General features: G+C 52.1%; 17 protein-coding genes. 1 reads left to right on the forward strand and 16 read right to left on the reverse strand.

The window, feature by feature from the left end:
* Positions 1-34: 34 nt before the first annotated feature.
* The 15 genes from OK409_RS02890 to fliF form a co-directional block, all read right to left on the reverse strand.
* A complete protein-coding gene (locus tag OK409_RS02890; RefSeq protein ID WP_264366733.1) occupies positions 35-1,741 on the reverse strand; it encodes a methyl-accepting chemotaxis protein in 1,707 nt (568 codons plus the stop codon).
* A 141-nt stretch (positions 1,742-1,882) separates the two neighbouring features.
* Complete coding sequence (rcsA, locus tag OK409_RS02895) at positions 1,883-2,518, reverse strand: transcriptional regulator RcsA (RefSeq protein WP_010247685.1); 636 nt, start codon at positions 2,516-2,518, stop codon at positions 1,883-1,885.
* A gap of 628 nt (positions 2,519-3,146) precedes the next feature.
* Complete coding sequence (gene fliR, locus OK409_RS02900; protein WP_010247683.1) at positions 3,147-3,932, reverse strand: flagellar biosynthetic protein FliR; 786 nt, start codon at positions 3,930-3,932, stop codon at positions 3,147-3,149.
* Positions 3,932-4,201, reverse strand: coding sequence for a flagellar biosynthesis protein FliQ (gene fliQ, locus OK409_RS02905; RefSeq protein WP_003854466.1), 270 nt, complete (start codon positions 4,199-4,201; stop codon positions 3,932-3,934). Before fliQ ends, fliR begins: the two co-directional genes overlap by 1 nt.
* Before the next feature lie 26 nt (positions 4,202-4,227).
* Complete coding sequence (fliP, locus tag OK409_RS02910; RefSeq protein ID WP_010247675.1) at positions 4,228-4,959, reverse strand: flagellar type III secretion system pore protein FliP; 732 nt, start codon at positions 4,957-4,959, stop codon at positions 4,228-4,230.
* Positions 4,959-5,357: a flagellar biosynthetic protein FliO gene (gene fliO, locus OK409_RS02915; RefSeq protein WP_010247672.1), complete on the reverse strand. Its 399-nt coding sequence runs from the start codon at positions 5,355-5,357 to the stop codon at positions 4,959-4,961. Before fliO ends, fliP begins: the two co-directional genes overlap by 1 nt.
* 11 nt (positions 5,358-5,368) lie before the next feature.
* Positions 5,369-5,776, reverse strand: coding sequence for a flagellar motor switch protein FliN (gene fliN, locus OK409_RS02920; protein ID WP_010247669.1), 408 nt, complete (start codon positions 5,774-5,776; stop codon positions 5,369-5,371).
* Complete coding sequence (gene fliM / locus OK409_RS02925; protein ID WP_003854473.1) at positions 5,769-6,776, reverse strand: flagellar motor switch protein FliM; 1,008 nt, start codon at positions 6,774-6,776, stop codon at positions 5,769-5,771. Before fliM ends, fliN begins: the two co-directional genes overlap by 8 nt.
* 4 nt (positions 6,777-6,780) lie before the next feature.
* On the reverse strand, positions 6,781-7,269 hold the full coding sequence (gene fliL, locus OK409_RS02930) for a flagellar basal body-associated protein FliL (protein ID WP_033778945.1): 489 nt from the start codon (positions 7,267-7,269) through the stop codon (positions 6,781-6,783).
* 127 nt (positions 7,270-7,396) lie between these two features.
* Positions 7,397-8,665 carry a flagellar hook-length control protein FliK gene (locus tag OK409_RS02935; RefSeq protein WP_264366734.1) on the reverse strand — a complete coding sequence of 423 codons (1,269 nt, stop codon included), beginning with the start codon at positions 8,663-8,665 and terminating at the stop codon, positions 7,397-7,399.
* A complete protein-coding gene (fliJ, locus tag OK409_RS02940; protein ID WP_003854478.1) occupies positions 8,662-9,105 on the reverse strand; it encodes a flagellar export protein FliJ in 444 nt (147 codons plus the stop codon). Before fliJ ends, OK409_RS02935 begins: the two co-directional genes overlap by 4 nt.
* A 28-nt stretch (positions 9,106-9,133) precedes the next feature.
* Entirely contained in the window at positions 9,134-10,495 is a 1,362-nt protein-coding gene (gene fliI, locus OK409_RS02945) for a flagellar protein export ATPase FliI (RefSeq protein WP_010247655.1), read from the reverse strand.
* A complete protein-coding gene (gene fliH / locus OK409_RS02950) occupies positions 10,495-11,190 on the reverse strand; it encodes a flagellar assembly protein FliH (protein ID WP_010247652.1) in 696 nt (231 codons plus the stop codon). The genes fliI and fliH overlap by 1 nt, the downstream gene beginning before the upstream one ends.
* On the reverse strand, positions 11,183-12,175 hold the full coding sequence (gene fliG / locus OK409_RS02955; protein WP_003854483.1) for a flagellar motor switch protein FliG: 993 nt from the start codon (positions 12,173-12,175) through the stop codon (positions 11,183-11,185). Before fliG ends, fliH begins: the two co-directional genes overlap by 8 nt.
* The gene (fliF, locus tag OK409_RS02960; protein ID WP_264366735.1) at positions 12,172-13,911 is read right to left on the reverse strand and encodes a flagellar basal-body MS-ring/collar protein FliF; all 1,740 of its coding nucleotides are present in this window, start codon (positions 13,909-13,911) and stop codon (positions 12,172-12,174) included. The genes fliG and fliF overlap by 4 nt, the downstream gene beginning before the upstream one ends.
* A gap of 232 nt (positions 13,912-14,143) precedes the next feature.
* On the opposite strand from fliF, the gene fliE reads away from it, so the two are divergent.
* The gene (fliE, locus tag OK409_RS02965) at positions 14,144-14,455 is read left to right on the forward strand and encodes a flagellar hook-basal body complex protein FliE (RefSeq protein ID WP_003854485.1); all 312 of its coding nucleotides are present in this window, start codon (positions 14,144-14,146) and stop codon (positions 14,453-14,455) included.
* A 1,240-nt stretch (positions 14,456-15,695) separates the two neighbouring features.
* Here the strand turns inward: fliE and OK409_RS02970 are convergent.
* The gene (locus OK409_RS02970) at positions 15,696-17,483 is read right to left on the reverse strand and encodes a hypothetical protein (protein ID WP_264366736.1); all 1,788 of its coding nucleotides are present in this window, start codon (positions 17,481-17,483) and stop codon (positions 15,696-15,698) included.
* Positions 17,484-17,520 lie beyond the last annotated feature (37 nt).

The following is a 17,520-nucleotide window of genomic DNA, read 5'->3' on the forward strand; positions in this document are numbered from 1 at the left end:
TGACATCAGCCACTGACGGTTAACCGCTGTGACCTCAGAAGGTTTCCCAGTTATCGCTGCCGCCTGCCAGCGCCGGACGGGGTGCCAGAGCCGGTGTCTTTAACGGTGAAGAGACGCGAGCAGCCACACCTGTGGTTGCAGGCGTGTCCTGCAGGCGGAATGCCGCGACCGCCTGCGTCAGTTTACCCGCCTGATCTTCCAGCGAGGCCGCTGCAGCGGAGGCTTCTTCCACCAGCGAGGCGTTCTGCTGGGTGACGTTATCCATTTCGGTGACCGCCTGGCTCACCTGCTGTATACCACGGCTCTGCTCGTCTGACGCCGCCGCGATCTCCGACATAATATCGGTAACGCGACGTACGGCTTCGACAATCTCACCCATGGTGCTACCGGCTGCGCCAACCTGATGCGAACCGTCATTGATCAGCGTGACGGACTCAGCAATCAGCGATTCAATCTCTTTCGCCGCCTGTGCACTGCGCTGGGCCAGATTACGCACTTCGCTGGCCACCACCGCAAAGCCACGACCCTGCTCACCGGCACGCGCCGCTTCTACCGCCGCATTCAGCGCCAGGATGTTGGTCTGAAACGCAATACTGTTAATGACGTTGGTGATCTCAGCGATTTTTTTCGAGCTGCCGGAAATATTGGTCATGGTTTTCACGACGCTGTTCACCAGCTCGCCACCGCTGCGCGCTTTACCCGAGGCATCCGCGGCCAGCTGGCTGGCGTGATGCGCATTCTCGGCGTTCTGCTTCACCGTAGCGGTAAGCTGTTCCATGCTGGCTGCGGTCTGCTCCAGTGCCGCAGCCTGCTGCTCGGTGCGTGAAGAGAGATCGGTGTTGCCGGCTGAAATTTCGCTGGAGCCCTGATAAATCGCGACGGCGCCTTCACGCACCGTACCAACGGTGGTTACCAGCGCCTGCTGCATCAGTTGCAGGTTATGGATGAGCGTACCAATCTCGCTGCGGCCATGGGGCAGGGGAGCGGAGGTCAGATCACCCTGCGCAATGCGTTCGATACGCAGCACCGACTGACGCAGCGGATTAATCACCACGCGGCGCAGGAAGACAAAGGTCAACAGCACCAGCACCAGGGCGGCACTGAATGCCACGGCCATGGAGATAAAGCCGATGCGCGACTGTTGATCGGCCTGGGCGGTAATGGCATTGGCGCGATCAGTTCGGATCTTGATCGCCTTCAGCAACACCGCGTTATAGTCGTCATCCAGTTTGCGGGTTACATCGGTCTCCTGAGCGATGATGCCCTCAAAGCTGCCCTGTTTACCGGATTCAATCATCGGTATCAGGCCTTTGGTAATGTAATCGTTGAAGCGAGCCTGCAGCGTGGCATCCAGTTCCATATCCGCGGGCGTCTTAACTTCACGAGCCTGATAAATCGCGAAGCCAGCTTTTGCCTGCTGGATCCGTTTTTCGGCGGCGGCAATATTGGCGCGAAACTCGTCCATTTCACCAATACGCGCGGCGGCACCGGCCTGAATAATGGTCAGGCGCGCAGTACGCAGGTGGTTTGAACTGTTAGAGAGGCCCATACGAACCTGAATTTCGTCCGTGGCATCATCGAGGGAGTGATTGCCGGAAATCAGAAAGTAACTGGCGACACCAATACAGAGTGCGAACAGCAGCAAAATGCCGCCGAAGATCAGGCTAAACAGCGGCACCAGGCGGAGATTCTGCCAGATGCCTGCGCTTTTTTGTCCATTATTATCTCGTGCAGTGTTCATATCCTTGCTCTCTTGAGGCTGTTGTTATAAGGCATAACATCGGCAAAAGAGCGTAAAGGCTTAGCAGTAAGAGTGAGACCTGGATCGCAATTCAGGGCAAAAAAAAACCGGCCAGAGAGGCCGGTTCTTCAGCTGTTATGATCAGCGGATATTAACGTAAATACCTGAAGTCACATTATCCGTTAAACGCACCACATGATAAATAACCTGCTTATTATGGGTTTTGATTTTGCGTTTAATATTACCTTTGTGTGACGATACCGTTTTGGCCTTAATTTGCATTTTATCTGAGATCTGGATGGTATCATGACCTGACATCCACATCTTCAGCATGTTTGACTCAGTCTGGCTCAGCGTTAATGGATGTACATCCATGCCCGAAGAGATACGCGCAGACTGGTTAAGCTTCTTCTGCAAATAGGTGCTGAGTAAGGAGTCCAGGGTCGATGTCTTCATCGATTTTGATGTAATAATCAGGTTCTTACGAACGTAGAGATATTCCTCAAAATGGATATTGCTAATCGCCATGAATATAAAGAACAGCGTATCAGGATGCTGCGTAATAATGCTGCGGATACGTTCACTGGAATCGGATTCATGAATGAAGCAATCTTCATTAATAAAGACGACACCAGGGTTTAATTGCTCACATTTTTGCTGTAGTTGCTCAATATCGGAGACAGAAGAGATATTCTTCTTCTTAACTCCTTTTAAAGACATGTAGTCTGATAATCCCAGGCGTGTGTAGTTGCAGGAATCCATAATAATAGTTGGCATAATAGCGACCCTCACCAATTTGTTATCCGTTTAAATCAACGATGAATACGCGTTGCGGTACGAGAGAGATTTCTTAGGTACTTTTTTATTCTGCTCGTGCAGTTTGGCAACAGGCAAACGCCCGTAAAAGTCTTCATCCCTGACCCGTTCTGCAAAAAATTTGTGCTGCCATGACGTCACACATTCTCCGGCCATGGCGGGGAATGCCAGTGAAATGTCGGAGGTTAAGTAAGACTCATTTTTTTGGGAGCCAGGTCACTATCCTTGAAAACGAGGAGTTTTCTGATAGGACAATTCTCAAAAACATTTGTTTTACGAAAGTGTGATGTCTCAGCGTGCGTTGACAATGCCGGAAAAAACATTTTTTAACAAGAAAAATCACTTAAAGATTTTTTTCTTGTAAATTCAGTGTCTTGTCGATTTTGCCTGCACATTCACAGTCTGACCGCTCCTGTGAACCACCCCACTAAAATACGCGAAGCCCGGTTTAATAAGAATTATTTTCAGACTCTCCGCACGTTTATCAGAATTTCCTTAGTTGCATTCTGGAAAACATGGTTCGGAAAATGCACGGATGGTTTTGCGATACTTAAGTATCGTTATGCAAAGATAGTTAGAAACTTAATGTTCAGGGACGGGATAGTTCTGTCAGGAACACGGCGAGTAAATCAAATACTTCACCGAACAAATGCTCACAGAACGGGGCTAGCAGAGGCATCAGCAAGCTGATGGTTAAAATTCCGACTGATAAGGTAATCGGGAAGCCAATTGCGAAGATTGATAACTGTGGTGAAACACGGTTTAACAAACCCAGTACCAGATTTACCATGAGTAACAAAACGATTAAGGGCAGCGCTAACATCATGCCATTAAGGAAAATTAATCCGCCAGATTTCACCAGCGCCATAAACGCATTGGCATTTAGCGGCTGACCGCCAATCGGCAGCGTATGAAAACTGTCCGCCAGCAGCGAGATCAGCCACAGGTGTCCGTTAAAGGTCAGGAACAGCAACATCGCCAGCATGTCGAGAAAACGGGCCAGCACCGGCATGTTAAGACGGCTGCCAGGATCGAAAAAGGTGGCGAACGAGATGCCCATCTGCAGACCAATCACTTCCCCGGCAAGGCGCACGGCAGCAAAAGCGAACTGCATGGTGAAGCCGAGTGCAATACCAATCAGCATCTGCTGAATCAGCAGCAGGAAGCCTTCAGGGGAAAACAGGGTGACATTGACCGCAGGTAACAGCGGCATCAGCAGCCAGGTGATCATTACCGCCAGACCGATTTTGACACGTTTGCTGACGGATCGTTCATTGAGGATCGGTGCGGTGGCGAATAGCGCCATGATGCGCACCAGAGGCCAGAAGAACTGGCTGACCCACTGAACCAGCTGGCTGCTGTCGAGAGTAATCATCAGCCGATGATGTAAGGCAGGTTGGTAAAGACGGTGCGGATATAGTCCAGCAGCAGATTCAGCATCCACGGGCCGGCAATGATACCGGTGGTGGCAACCGCCAGAATCTTAGGAATAAAGGATAAGGTCTGTTCGTTGACCTGGGTCGCGGCCTGGATCAGGCTGATCAGCAAACCGCTGACCAGTGCGGCCAGCAGCAGCGGGGCGGCCAGCATCAGGGCGACGCGCATCGCTTCCTGTCCCATTACCATTACTGATTCGGGTGTCATGTGTTGCTCCGGTAAGAAAAGGGGGATCAGGAGTAGAAGCTTTGCGCCAGTGAACCGACCAGCAGTTGCCAGCCATCGACCAGAACAAACAGCATCAGTTTAAACGGCAGCGCGATGGACGCTGGCGGGACCATCATCATCCCCAGCGCCATCAGCACGCTGGCAACCACCAGATCGATGATCAGGAACGGGATAAAGACGGTAAAGCCAATCTGGAAAGCCGTCTTCAGCTCGCTGGTAACATAGGCGGGCAGCAGAATACGCATTGGCACCGCTTCAGGACCGGCAATCGGGGCGGTATTCGCCAGACGGGCAAACAGGGCTAAATCCGCTTCACGGGTCTGACGCAGCATAAACTCGCGCAGCGGCTGGGCACCTTTATCAATCGCCACTTCCATGCTGATCTTGTCCTGGCTGAACGGCAGATAGGCATCCTGATAAATCTTGTCGAAGGTCGGCGCCATAATAAAGAAGGTCAGAAACAGCGACAGTCCGAGCAGCACCTGGTTAGGCGGCGCAGAGGGCGTGCCCAGGGCGTTACGCAGCAAACCAAACACAATGATGATACGGGTGAAGCTGGTCATCATCAGCAGCACGGCCGGAATAAAGGTCAGCGCAGTGATAAAGACCAGCGTCTGTACCGGCAGTGACCAGCTCTGACCGCCATTCGGCAGCGAGTGACTCACCAGACCCGGCAACTGGGCATGGGCAACCGGTGCCAGTAACAACAGTGGCAATAAAGGAAGCAGTCGACGCATCATTGTGGTTTTCCGGGACGTTTAACCAGGTTCTGTAACAGCTGACGAAAATCCTGTGGCGCACTGTTAACCGGCGTCACAGAGACCGGTTCACCCGGCGGCAAAGTATGCAGATGGGTAATCTGCTGTGCGGTTACGCCCAGCACCAGACGCGCATCAGCGGTATCGACAATCACCACCCGCTCGCGCTGGCCCACTGAGACGCTGGCTGTAAGTTTAAGCTCCTGGCCGCTGACCTTTTTCGGCGCGAAGCCGACACGGCGTGCCAGCCAGGCGCAGGCCAGAATCAATAAGATAATCACGGCTAACACGCTGCTGACCTGGGCCAGCATGGAGCCGGTCGATATCGCCTGAGCGTGCGGTGCAGCCGGTTGCAGCGTTTGATTCTGGCTATTCATAATGTGACTCTTTAGCGACTCAGACGACGCATACGTTCAGATGGGGTGATGATGTCAGTGATGCGCACGCCATATTTGTCGTTCACCACCACCACTTCACCCTGAGCAATCAGATAACCGTTGATCAGGATATCCAGCGGCTCACCCGCCAGGCCATCCAGTGCCACCACTGAACCCTGCGCCAGACGCAGCAGCTCTTTGATGGTCATTTTGGTGCGACCCAGTTCCACGGTGAGTTTCACCGGGATATCCATAATCAGATCGATATCCTGCAGCGATCCAGCGACGTTGCCGCTGTCGAATGATTTAAAGACTTCGTCGGTCTGCGGCGCACTGCCGCTGCCGACCTGCTCATTCATCGCTTCAGCCCACAGATCGTCCGCAGAGATATCGTCAGACGGTTTATTACTGTCAGTCATGGGGCTGTTCCTCGTTCAGCGAATTCAAAATCGGGTTAATCAGGTGTTCGACACGGAGCGCGTACTGACCATTCATCGTGCCATATTGGCTGGTTAAGACCGGGACGCTATCGACATGGGCGATAATGCGTTCCGGCTTCTCAATCGGCAGCACATCACCGGGTTTCAGCTGCAAAATCCGTGACAGACGCAGTGAGGTTTCGGCAAAGTGCGCGATCAGTTCCAGCTCAGAGTGCTGCACCTGTTTGACCAGGTTATCGCGCCAGTGGTTATCTTCCTGACGTGAGTTTTCGAGCGGTGGATTCACCAGCAGCTCGCGCAGCGGTTCAATCATTGAAAACGGGATACAGATATTAAACTCACCCACCAGGTTACCAATCTCCACCTGGAACGGCGTGTTAACCACGATGTCGTTCGGTGAAGTGGTGATGTTGGTGAACTTTACCTGCATCTCTGAACGTACATACTCGACGTCCAGTGGATAAATGGCCTTCCATGCGTCGCTGTAACCATCCAGCGCCAGCTTCAGCATGCGGCGAATAACGCGCTGCTCGGTATGGGTAAACTCACGGCCTTCGACTTTGGTCGGAAAACGTCCGTCGCCACCAAACAGGTTGTCGACAGCGATAAACACCAGGCTCGGTGAGAACACCACCAGCGCGGTGCCGCGCAGCGGCTTCAGGTGGATCAGGTTCAGGTTGGTTGGCACCGGCAGATTGCGGGCAAACTCGTGATACGGCTGAATCTTGATCGCCCCGACGCTGATATCCGGGCTACGGCGCAGCAGGTTAAACAGCGCCATACGGAAACTACGGGCAAAACGCTCATTAATAATCTCCAGCGCCTGCAAACGCTCGCGAACCACACGGCGCTGGGTGTTCGGATCGTAAGGACGAATATCGCCTTCCGGTCCGTTTTGTTTCTTTTCTTCTTCCGCACTGCCGCTGTCGCCGTTTAAAAGGGCGTCAATTTCAGCCTGGGAGAGAATGCTATCGCCCATTGATTCACCTCAAAATGAAGGCAGTAAACAGCACATCGTTTACAGCCTGCGGAGGTTGACCTTTTACCAGCGGGGGTGTCAGCGCCTGTTTGACTTGTTCAACAAGCGCCTGCTTTCCTTGCTCTGTCGCCAGCGCCGCAGCGCTCTGACGCGAGAGCAGCAGCAGCAAACGGCTGCGCACCTCAGGCAGATAGTCATTCATCCGACGCCGGGTATCCTCATCGGCCAGACGCAGGGTAAAGCCTACGTAAAGCACGCGGTCAGGATCGTTGTCGGGATTGACCAGGTTAACCGTAAATGTATCAAGTGCAAAAAAGACCGGAGCGGGAGGCGGTTCAACTTTCGCCACCTCAGGCTTATCGCCCTCATGTTTATTCATCATTCGCCAGACTGCATAGCCTGCCACGCTGCAAGCGGCCAGCGTCAAAATGAGCAGCACTGGTATTAAGAGTTTACGTTTGCTGCCTTTTTTTGCTTTCGCGTTATCAGACATGGTGCAGTTACTTCCTGTGAATTATGGGCAAGCCTCTCGGCTCACGAGACAGATTATCCGCGTCTTAAGTCAAACCAATGGGTAGAAAAGACGCGGGTTTTACGCTTACCTTCAGCGTTTGCCGCTGTCAGGCGAAAGTGTCGACGGCGCTGTTGCCGTTAACGCGAGCCTGAAGGGCGGCGGGAACGGCGATCGGCGTAATGTCGGTGTCACTGTCCTGGGTGAGGGAGAAGCGGCCATGCTGTCCATCGCGGCGCGCCTCCTGCTGCTGCTGGAATTGCTGGCCCTGCGCGGAACTGTCACTGCTCACCTGACTCTCGCCCAGGTTGATACCGCTCTCTGCCAGCGCGCTGCGCAGCTGCGGTATCGCGGCTTCCAGTGCTGCTCTGACGTGGCTATGACTGGAAACCAGATTAATTTGTGCCTGGTCGTTATCCAGTTTCAGGCTGATCTGGATAGCGCCAAGGTCTTCCGGATGTAAACGCAACTCCGCGTTCTGCTGGCCGTTGCGACTGAACATCACAATCTGCTGACTCAGCGCCTGCTGCCACTCGTCGCTGCCCAGCTGTGAGTTCAGCATCGGCGTTGACGGTGTGCTGGTGGTCGCGGAGGCGGTCACCGGCGCAGGCAGGCTGCTGGCGGTGGCGATTGGCGTAGCATTTATCGCGTTATCGCTGATGCTGGCTTTAATCGCAGCCTGATCATCCTGCTTAACCATATTGCTCAGCGCCTGCTGGAAACTGCTGTCGAGCGTCAGGCCGCTGCTGGTCGCACTCTGCGCCGTGTTGTTGCTCTGGCTGGCGGCAGTGGTGACGGCAGGTTTGCTCTGTGCGTCGCTTCTGGCATCAGACTTTTCATCTTCGCCCGGTGCGTGGCTCTGCTGCGCGCTGTTCAGCAGTTGCGTCAGCGAGCTCTGGCTTTTCCGGCCGGTATCGGTCTGGGCGATCATCTCGCCCGCTTCACTGCTGACCGGGGTCGACGTGGTGGCTGTAACAGCCGCTACACCCGGTAACATGGCGAACAGTGCCTGCATATTCTGCATATCGCTGGCGCTTAAGGGTGCAACGTCCGGCTTGTCTTTATCATCGGCTGATTTTGACCCACCTTTAATATTTTCCGGCTTAAACAGAGCGGTCAGCGCAGCAGGATTTTCCAGTGCTGCCATCAGGGCATTCAGCGGGGCCTTCGGGCGGGCGTCATCGGCAGTTTCTGCTTTGACGTCAGCGGATTGCGCCGCTTTTCCCTGCTGTTTAGCCAGGCCGAGTAACTGGTTTCCCAGTGCGGTCAGAAAGTCCTGCGGCAGGGCATCGGCACCCGCAACAAGGTCAGTTGAGACTGAGGGTTCTGCGTCGGTTTTTACCGTCGCTTTCATAGCAATGTTTGGCAGCGTAATCATTCACCTCTCCTCGATGCGGCCCGTTGGGCAAATTCGTCCATCCGTTTCTGATCGAGACGGTTTTCCTGTCGTAATGCATTTTCCGCTGCGCGCGTAATCAGCGTCTGATAGGCGTTCAGCCGTTGCTGTTTGTCACGCCAGTTGATCAGCGCCTGTTCCAGCCGCTGATTCCAGTTATTAAGCTGGTTGCGGTGCTGCTCAATCGCTTTTTCCAGCGTCTGAATAAACTGGTGGTAGTTGGTCCAGCGGGTGCTGGCGATGCCCGACGACATGTCATCGTTGAGCTTGTTGCGATATTCGTCCTGATAGTCGAGCAGCATCGTCAGCTGCTCGTTCGCGGCGTGCTGGCCGCGACGCATATCGCCTAAATAGATGGCAGCGCGTTCGAGATCCTGCTCCGCTAAGTCGCGCAGCGTATCGATGGCATTTGCAGTTTTCATTGCCGTTACCTCGCGTTAATTCGTGTGACTAGCCAAACAGCGCATGCAGATGCAGGCTGGCGTCGTCGTAATCACTGCGCTCAAAGATGCCCTGTTGCAGGAAGGCTTCCATCTGCGGATAGAGCGTAATCGCTTTATCAAGCATCGGATCACTGCCCGCGGCATAAGCACCGACGCTGACCAGATCGCGATTACGCTGGAAGCTGGAGAGCAACTGCTTAAACTGGCGCACCCGCGCATAGTGGTTCTCATCGATCAGCGAGGTCATCGCACGGCTGATCGAGGCTTCTATATCAATGGCCGGATAGTGACCCGCTTCGCCCAGCCGACGCGACAGCACAATGTGGCCGTCGAGAATGGCGCGCGCGGAGTCGGCGATCGGGTCCTGCTGATCGTCGCCTTCGGTCAGGACGGTATAGAAGGCGGTGATTGAGCCGCCGCCGTCGATGCCGTTACCGGCACGCTCAACCAGCGCAGGCAGTTTGGCGAATACGGAAGGCGGATAGCCTTTGGTGGCCGGCGGCTCACCAATCGCCAGCGCGATCTCACGCTGCGCCATGGCGTAGCGGGTCAGGGAATCCATAATCAGCAACACATGCTGGCCGCGGTCGCGAAAATCTTCTGCGATACGCGTGGCGTAAGCGGCACCCTGCATACGCAGCAGCGGCGAAACGTCGGCCGGGGCGGCGATCACTACCGAACGGGCGCGGCCTTCAGCGCCGAGAATGTTCTCGATAAAATCTTTTACTTCGCGGCCACGTTCGCCAATCAGACCGACCACGATAACGTCCGCTTTGGTGTAACGCGCCATCATGCCAAGCAGCACGCTTTTACCCACACCCGAACCGGCGAACAGGCCCATACGCTGCCCGCGACCGACCGTCAGCAGGGCGTTGATCGCCCGCACGCCGGTATCCAGCACGTCGGTGATCGGCGTACGCTGCAGCGGGTTAAACGGCGGGGTGTTCAGCGGCGCGCGATAACCGGTATCCGGAGACGGCAGGCCGTCCAGCGGTCGCCCGCTGCCATCGAGTACGCGGCCCAGCAGTTCCGGCCCCAGCATCATCTGTTTGCCTGCCTGCGGGTTCTCTCCGTTCTGGCGCGCATAGACCCGCGCACCCGGTAAAATGCCGTCCACTTCTTCCAGTGGCATCATCAGCAGCTTCTGACCGTTGAATCCCACCACTTCGCTTTCAATTTCACTGATGGTTTTGCCATCGTTGCGTTCGATTACGCAGGTCGCACCCAGCGGCAGCTGTAAGCCGGTCGCTTCCAGCACCAGGCCGGTGGCGCGAGTCAGGCGGCCATAACGGCGCACCGGCTGCACCTGGGCGATGCGTTTCTCAAAGGCATCGAGCGAGCCGAGCCAGCGATTCAGACGAGTGGTCATTACAATTCTCCCGGTGCGGCAAGACGGCAGAGTTCCTGCCAGCGCGTCGCGACGCTGGCATCCAGGTCACCATCTTCTGCGCTGAGTTTACAGCCGCCAGGATGCAGGGTGCTGTCAGCGATCAGCCGCCAGCCGTGCAGATCCAGCGTCGGACCCAGGGTCTGCTCAATGCGTTGTAAGTCATCCGGGTGAACGCGCAGTTGCGGTTTGCCGCTGAACATCGGTTCCTGCTGCAGTAAACCCTGAATCTGGCGCAGCAGGGCGGTGCCATCCACCGTGGTCGCCTGACCAATCACCGAACGTGCCGCTTCCAGCGCCAGCTGCATCAGACGCGCCGCAATCACGCTGTCCAGCGATTCCAGCGTGTTCTGGAACTCGGTTACCAGCTGCTGCATACGCGCCTGAAGTGGCGCCTGCTGCTGCTGGGCATCGGCCAGACCCTGCTGAAAACCAGCGTCGTAACCGGCTTTCTGGCCTTCGGTCACACCCTGCTGATAGCCTTCGTTGTAACCCTGACCCTGTGCCTCTTTACGCATCTGCTGCTGCAGGCGTTCGAGCTGCTGTTGCTGCTCATCAACGCCATCTTCAGCTTCGTAAATTTCTGGCTGCAGCTCCGGTTCAGCAGGCTCATCGAAACGGCCTAAATCCGTGGGCTGCCACAGCTGCCAGGGGCGCGCAGAAAATGCATCAGACATAAGTTTCCTCGCCACCACCAATCACCATCTCGCCTGACTCGGCCAGGCGGCGTACCACCAGCAGGATCGCTTTCTGTTCGTTTTCCACTGCGGACATACGCACCGGACCACGGTTGGCCAGATCGTCGCGCAGGATGTCGGCCGCACGGGCTGACATGTTTTTGAGGAACTTCTCGCGCAGTGGCTGTTCGGCACCTTTCAGTGCAACCAGCAGCTGCTCGGACTCCACTTCCTGCAACAGACGCTGGATGCTGCGGTCGTCCACTGCCACCAGGTTTTCGAACAGGAACATCTCGTCGATAATTTTCTGCGCCAGTTCGCCATCGAAGTCGCGTACGGCTTCGATAACCGCCTCTTCCTGCTGCGTTTTCATCAGGTTGATGATCTCGGCTGCGGTTCTCACGCCGCCCATCTTCGCACGCTTGAGGTTGGTGCCATCCAGCAGGCCGTTCAGCACTTCGGTCAGTTCGGCCAGCGCGGCTGGCTGGACACCACCGAACGTGGCGATACGCAGCATCACGTCGTGACGCAGACGTTCGTCGAACAGCGCCACAATATCGGCGGCCTGGGCACGCTTGAGGTGGACCAGGATGGTGGCGATGATCTGTGGATGCTCGTCGCGAATAAGGTCGGCAGCAGCCTGCGGCTCCATAAAGTTGAGCGTTTCCATGCCGCTGGTGGTTTCGCGCGTTTCGAGAATGTCCTCCAGCAGGCTGGAGGCGCGCTCTTCGCCCAGCGCACGGGTCAGCACCGAACGCAGGTATTCGTTGGAGTTCAGGCTCAGCGCCGCGAACTGCTCAGCATCCGCCTCGAACTCACGCAGCACTTCAGTCAGTTGCTTATGTGACACCTGACGCATGTTGGCCATCGCGCCGCTCAGGTGCTGGACCTCACGCTGGTTCAGGTGTTTGAAAACTTCCGCGGCGCGCTCTTCGCCAATAGTCATCATCAGGATGGCGCTTTTTTCGGTTCCGGTCAGACTCATAGCTCTTTACTCATCCATTCGCGAATTACCAGCGCTACAACGCGCGGATCGTTTTCTGACATGTCGCGGATGCGTTGACTCAGCACTTCTGCGCTCATGCGGTTGTTAGACTTACGTTCCTGATCCAGCTCATCTTTGCTGAGCTGCACATTAAAGGCTTCTTCTTCCGGTTGCTCAGTCGCACGGGCAGCAACGGCTTCCGCGGCGGCTTTCTCTGCGGCCTGCTTGCGAACCAGATGCGGACGAACCAGTTTGCGGTAGAGGACGAAAGCGACCAGGGCAATCAACAGCCACTTACCGGCATTCATCAGCTGATCAAAGAACGACTGCTGTTGCCAGAAGGGCAGATCGGTGGTCACTGGTTCAGTAGTGTTGAACTGCGAGTTCACCACGTTGATGCTGTCGCCACGGTTCTGGGAGTAGCCCATCGCTTCGCGGGTCAGATCTTCAATCTGCTTCAGCTGCTGTTCGTTCAGCGCAACTGCTTTGCCTTTATCATCTGCACGGAAGTTCACCACGACCGCAACCGACAAACGCTGTACGTCGCCAACGTTGACCTTGGTATGACGAATGGTGCGATCCAGCTCGTAGTTCACCGTGTCGTCACGACGCGAGTTGGTCGGTCCGGCACTGGCCGCTGCGGTGCTGGTGGTCTGGTTAGCGTTATTCGCCGCGTTGTTCTGACCGTTAGCATTCTGACCATTGGCGTTCTGGCCATTGGCGGCATTGTTGTTCGGCGTCGTCACCGGCGCAGTGTTAGCTGGCGCAGGCTGGTTAGAGAGCGCGCCCGGCACGCCGCCCGGATAAGGGCTGCCTGACTGGTCGCTGGTGCTGGTCTGACGCGAACGAATCGCTGAGTTCGACGGGTTAGCGTTAGGCTGATATTTCTCGTCGGTCTGCTCGGCGGTGTCGAAGTTAATCTGCGCGGTAACCTGCGCATGCACATTGCCCTGACCGAGAATCGGATTCAGGATCGCTTCGATACGTTGCTGGTAGCGAGCTTCAACTTCAGAGGCATACTTGAGCTGTGCATCATTCAGGTCGCGACCGGCGGAGTCAGAGCGGGTCAGCAGGCGACCGGTCTGATCGACCACGGTGACGTTGCCCGGCGGTAAACCGGCGACGCTGCTTGATACCATGTGGGCGATGGCCTGAATCTGGCCTTCATCCAGCGCACGGCCAGGCTGCAGGGTTAAGGTGACAGAAGCGGATGGCGCTTTCTGCTCACGCACAAATAAGGTGGGTTTTGGCATCGCCAGATGAACACGGGCGCTTTTAACCGGGCCGAGTGATTCGATGGTACGAGCCAGTTCACCTTCCAGCGCGCGCTGGTAGTTAACCTGCTCGCTGAACTGGCTGATACCGAACTTCTCTTTATCCAGCAGCTCAAAACCCACCGAGCCGCCTTTCGGCAGACCCTGCTGAGCCAGACGCAGACGCAGCTCATGCACGTTCGCTTCCGGCACCATCAGCGCGCCGCCATTTTCGGCGAAGCGATAAGGGATGTTCATCTGCGTCAGCTGCGTGACGATGGCACCGCCATCTTCATCTGTAAGGTTGTTATAAAGGACGCTATAGCTGGGCTGCTTTGCCCAGAGCACCATCGCGATCACTATCGCTACAACGGCGGCGGCAGCGACGATTAAAGGAATACGCGGATTTGCGCGCAGGCGAGCGAGCAGGTCACCGAAGCCTTTCTTTTCTTGTTCTGTTGTGGCGGCTGTACTCGCATTCATGACCGTTTCCTGCCTGACGTAATTGACCGGGTAAGTTGAGATGGCAAAACAGACTCCCTGACCTGCGTAGATAAAATTTCCACTTCAATGCCAGGCATTATTAGGTGATAAGCAAAATTCGATGGCTGGATAAGGTAGGGTTTTTGATGTCATTTAGCGGCTTTGTCTCATTGACAACGTGCTAACTTTTCCCCACAGAAAAAATATCATCCTCCTTTATAAGGTATCGTTCATGTCCATTCAGGCAATTGACGGCGTACTGCAGCAGCTTCAGGCGACCTCACTGCAGGCCAGCAACCGCAGCAGTGAAGCCCCTAATCAGATCGATTTCGGTGCAACTATGAAAGCGGCGCTGGATAAGATCAGCGAGACGCAGACCACCGCCCGCACCCAGGCGCAGGATTTTGAGATGGGGAAACCCGGTATCGCGCTTAATGATGTGATGGTCGATCTGCAGAAATCGTCAATCTCAATGCAGATGGGTATTCAGGTCAGGAACAAGCTGGTGTCGGCGTATAGCGAAATTATGAATATGCAGGTTTAGTGAGTCTGGTTTATTGAATCTGATCGGTAGTTAGATGAGGTCGACTTGGTGTGTAGTATCTGTAGGACAAGTTCGTTAAATTTTTTCCTTCAGAATGCTCCTTAGTGCCTCATCATTTTCCTTCAAGCAGTATCCGCGTACCTGATAAACCCTCTGAGCATTTACATCCCCCATATGATTAGCGATGAAGTTTGGATTTACGCTAGCCGAAAGTGACCAGCACACATATAGTATGTTGGAACAGATAGGACTTCTGGCAGGTCAGCCTGGCTTCTCTTAATTTTACCCGACATGCCTGCTGCATTGATGAAAATGAATTGTGTTTCCTACTCTCATTATTATTGTTGGGGTGTATGGTAGGATTAAAAACGAAGATACTATTCTAGTCATTGTTTTATGTAAGCTTGCTAAATCGCCACGAGTCTGGCTTCCACATCAGGGGCACTCAAGCTGACTGAAAAGGGACATGCACGCAAATGTTAATCCAGTATCGTGCCACCTGCCAGACTCCGGCGACAGTTTGATCCAGACGCCTGGATGAGCGCTGGGTCAAGGAGATCACTTTTATACGGATACAGGAGGCTAGTTGTATCTGATTGTAGTTGATCTGTAATCACGGAATGTTATTGGCTGCAATAATGCACACCTCATGATAAATTCCTTGTCCTGAATACACATGTAATGGCGATGTGGCGGCGGGGTCCTGCTGGTTACTGAGATCAGGGAAGTCAGTATACAAAGCATGAGAGGCTCCCTTTTCTGCAATCGCGCAGTCAGCAATGCTGCATGAGTTGTCGCGATAAACGCCACGATAAACGGTTATAAAATTTTGTCAGCTACTGAAACGCGAATTGATTAAAAAATGATCTAGAAAAGCGGGAGTAAGCTCATAGCGATATTTTTGATTAAATGGAAATATTGATAACTGCAGGTGTAGGCATGGTCCGGGCATTCCGATGCCACCGATGGAATATAGAAAACATTATTATCAATATAGATAATATGTCTGGATATTCCGTGGCGACTTAAACATCTTTTTTATCTGATTTTAATATCAAATCTTATGCAACTAGCAATATAAGAGTTGGAAAGTATTAACTTATATTCACACCAGCCTTGGAGGTTATCGATAGCAATACAGCCTTCTTTAAGATCAAAACTGAGGCCGCAACTGAATTTCATATAACCGAATGATTATTCTTATTAATCTATAAAAAAAGCCCCCTTGGGGGCTGTTTTTTTATTTGAATATTGAATATCCGTAAATTTTAACTTCTTCTTTTTCTCTAACGTTTATTCTTAATTCAAAATCATCTACATCATTATCGAGATGGAAAGATGATTTTATAACACTATCATCACCGCTGTTTGTCATCGGGATTTTAATAGAAACCCCTGATTTTGAAGAAAATATTTCAGCTTCTGGATTGCCGCTATATACCTGACCAGTCATGGCTATCTGATAGTCTCCCTTTTTAAGTCTGGCATAAGGACCTGAAATCATAAATCCCTGATTTCCATTACTCCTTATCCCACCATCAACATCAATCCTATAATTACGTAACGGTAATGAATCAGGTTTGATTTTTTTGAAAGAAACTCCATTAGGTGGAAGAGGCATTTTATCCCAGACAAGGATTTTCATCCCATGAAAATCAATAATTTTTTTCGGCTCACCGAATTGATTAATTGCTGCATCAATCTCAGATTGGTCACGGGAAATCATGAAGTTTCCATTTCTTTCATACCAATCATCGCGAGAAAGCCAATATCGCGGTCTGATCGTTCCATCTGTAAAGACAGGATAGATGTTAACTTTACTAACAGAAGTTAGTATTGAAGCTTTCCAGAACTCGCCGTATCCATTTAAAAGGTTTTGAGATTGCAAGAAATCTCCCAATTTTGAGTAGTATTTCTCTTCCGTTTCCTGTGATTTATAAATCCAGGCAAGATTACTTACTGCAATTAATATTAATGCTATTTTATAAGCAGTCTTATTTATCGCTATATTTCTGGAAATGAGTAACGCTACACTTAATACAGAGAAGAACAGAAATCGGGTAGATGTAATATCAATAGCAACGGTGCTTAAGATGAATGCACCAAACGGAACTAATACAGAAAAAATTAGAAGCGTATCAACCAGGGATTTTCCAAAGCTCTTGATAGCCGACCTAATAAAAAGCACGATATAAATAATTAAAAATAAAGATTTTATCGTAGAAACGACAGTGGTTATTGAATCTCCGTTGAAATTTATTGAAAAATAATACAGCACCCCCTGATATGCAAGGATGGCATTAGTAATCATTATGGGCATGGATGCGATGGATTGACCACCTATACCGGGTACATCGTATTTGAAATACAAAGGTAATATCAATGATGCAATTTTATAAATGAGAATTGATAAGCAACATGCCAGAGCAATGATGAGATCTTTGTTTTTTCTTTGAAGGACATAATGTATTGATGATGAAATAAAGCAAGGTATTATAAAAATGAATACTATTAATTTATCTGATTCAGCAAAAATGCCACATAATAAAGATGCTATAAGTAGCTTTGATATTGGTGACTTCAGGGACTCATTAGAAAGTAGATATAGACATGCAACTGATAATAGATATATCCCACCATGGATGTTAAGTTCTATAGCATTAGCAATGCTGAAATAGGTTGGTATCAAAATAACAGGAGCTACTAAATATAGGCCGCTATTATTTTTTAGTAAAACTATTCTAATCGATAAATAGGAAAGGAATGAATAAAAAATTGCAGGCATCACATGAGATAACGCAGGTGTAAAACCAAATAATTTTATAGCTAGCGCTGTCCATACTATATCTGAAAAAAGGTACGATTGAGTTGAAAGATGCCATCCGGATAAAGATGTATTTCCGTTGGCTAAGTCTCTTGCTATAAGAAGAGAAGACATGTTATCGCTATTGGAACCGAACTGATAAGATAGCCATGTATAGAAAACAAAACTAAACAATAAATAAACGAGTGGGAATAATCTTTTCATTACGCTCATTTTACATCCTATAACAAAAAATTTTAAC

The sequence above is a fragment of the Pantoea sp. RG18 genome (assembly GCF_025910075.1).
Taxonomy (GTDB): domain Bacteria; phylum Pseudomonadota; class Gammaproteobacteria; order Enterobacterales; family Enterobacteriaceae; genus Pantoea; species Pantoea agglomerans.